General features: G+C 37.8%; 3 protein-coding genes and 1 pseudogene. All 4 read left to right on the top strand.

All coding sequences use genetic code 11. The annotated features are described in order from the left end of the window. On the top strand, positions 1–222 hold a 222-nt coding region (locus tag ACRCJ0_RS14430), incomplete at its 5' end, for a helix-turn-helix domain-containing protein (RefSeq protein WP_431390904.1). 62 nt (positions 223–284) lie between these two features. Continuing rightward, positions 285–461: pseudogene (locus ACRCJ0_RS14435) on the top strand (prolipoprotein diacylglyceryl transferase family protein); the annotation flags it as partial. 173 nt (positions 462–634) lie between these two features. Further along, on the top strand, positions 635–868 hold the full coding sequence (locus tag ACRCJ0_RS14440; RefSeq protein ID WP_094518674.1) for a heavy-metal-associated domain-containing protein: 234 nt from the start codon (positions 635–637) through the stop codon (positions 866–868). Between the two features lie 60 nt (positions 869–928). After that, positions 929–1123: a DUF308 domain-containing protein gene (locus ACRCJ0_RS14445; RefSeq protein WP_072695715.1), complete on the top strand. Its 195-nt coding sequence runs from the start codon at positions 929–931 to the stop codon at positions 1121–1123. The last annotated feature ends 111 nt before the right edge of the window (positions 1124–1234 follow it).

A 1234-nucleotide genomic window follows, 5' to 3' on the forward strand; every position in this document is an offset into this window, starting at 1 on the left:
TTAGTTTTGTTTTTGGCAGAAAATGTGGAACCTGAAATGGGCAACTCTCCCACCATCACCCTGCCGATGGCAAAAAAGGACATTGCTTCCTATTTAGGAACGACACCTGAGACCATCAGTCGCAAATTTGGAGAATTGGAGAATGAGGGATTGATTCAACAGCTGTCTGGGAAAAGGATTAAGATTCAGGATTTAGATGATTTATTGCTTTACAGCGAATAATCGGACACACTTTTTTGTACACGTTGGTGTTCTGTTGCTCTTCATTAACAATGGGACAGAACTCAGTGGGTCGGTTCTTCATTGAAGGTATGCGAACGAACAGTTTATGGATTGGCGAGTGGATCCGCTTTTCACAAGCCTTGTCTCTGACCCTGTTTATTGGCGCGATTGTAGTATGGTTTATACGCAGACAAGATTATCCACCAATTTCTTATTATTCTGATGACAATAAGGGGTAGAAAAAGACTATTAAGATGGTGAATTGAGCAAAAAGATAGAAAGAAGTGCCGAACTTGATATGCGTCAATTTTCGTTTGCTAAAAGTGAGCTATATTACAGTTGTAAAGAGGAAAAGGCAGTATTCATTAATCTGCTGCCGATAAAATAAACACACATAAAGGAGATAGGAATTATGGAAAAAGCTATATTACAATTAGAAACGTTGTCTTGTCCAAGTTGTATGCAAAAAATTGAAGGTGCCGTGAAATCAGTTAACGGTGTTGATAAAGACAGCCTTAAAGTATTATTCAACTCCAGCAAAGTCAAAGTCGATTTTGATTCAGCTGTCACTTCGATTGAAGAGATTCAAAAAGCTATCGAAAACGTAGGCTATCCGGTCCTTAAAACAAAAGTCAAGGCCGCTTAACAGAATATGTTTCTCGATTAAATAAATAATTAAAAAATATGCATAAGGAGAAGATAAATCATGAGTAATACAACTGGGCAATGGTTAGGATGGATTGGAATTCTTGTAGGGATAATCGCTTTCTTTTGGCAACCAGTATGGATGGGAGTAGCTGCAGTCGTTCTAGGAATCATCGGGCTATTTTCCCCACAGAAAGGACTCAACTGGACAGCGATTATTATTGGGGCAATTGCGTTAGTCCTGCCACTTTTATAATCAGAAAATGTAATAACAGCGATAATAGGCAAAGAAGACCTGTTATGATGAAAATTTTTAATAAACTAATTAGTGAAGGATAACTATAAAGAATAAAGACGGCTTTATCGC

It is taken from the genome of Aerococcus sp. L_32 (assembly GCF_050689315.1).